Raw genomic sequence first — 643 nt, 5'->3', positions numbered from 1 at the left:
AGTAAAAAAGATGACACGGGCTGTTTTACTTTTAGTTAGCTTTGTCTTAACAGCTTGTGGTGTGGGTAATGAGCAAACTTATATTCAAGCCGTTGAAGTCAACACTAAGAATTTGACCTCTATTTCTATTGTTTCCTCGAATGATCGCGTGCGTGAAGGGGAGACCGAGACATTCACAGCCTTGGGAAATGTTGATGGCGGTGCCAGCCAGATTGATATTACAAGTTCGGTAAGCTGGTCGAGTTCAGACTCTTCGATTATATCGGTGAATAGTAATGGTGTGGCGACAGGTAAATCTAACGGTACGGCGGATGTAATAGCACGGCTTGCCGACCTTTCGGCGACTAAGGCATTGCGCTCTTCCGATGCACCCTTGGTCTCGATAGCCGTCAGTAATCAACCTGCGAGCCTTCCAGTATGTCAAACATCCTCGCAACAACTGCTTGCAAGGGGAACATATAGTGACGGTGATGAGGCAGACATTTCGGATAAAGTAAGCTGGAGTGTCAGTGATAGCTCGGTTATTTATGTTGGTGATGTAGCGCTGTCTGATGGCTCGAGAGAAGATAAAGGAGTCCTCTCTGGTTTGTCTATTGATGATGCGCAAATCATAGCAAGCCAGGATGATATTGATAGTGAAGGG

General features: G+C 45.9%; 1 protein-coding gene. It reads left to right on the top strand.

Annotated features, from left to right (window positions below):
* Window positions 1-10: 10 nt before the first annotated feature.
* A partial coding sequence (locus A3756_RS03500) for an Ig-like domain-containing protein (protein ID WP_197481142.1) occupies window positions 11-643 on the top strand: 633 nt, incomplete at its 3' end.

Source organism: Oleiphilus sp. HI0086, assembly GCF_001635225.1.
This window is presented reverse-complemented; position numbering and strand designations above follow the sequence as displayed.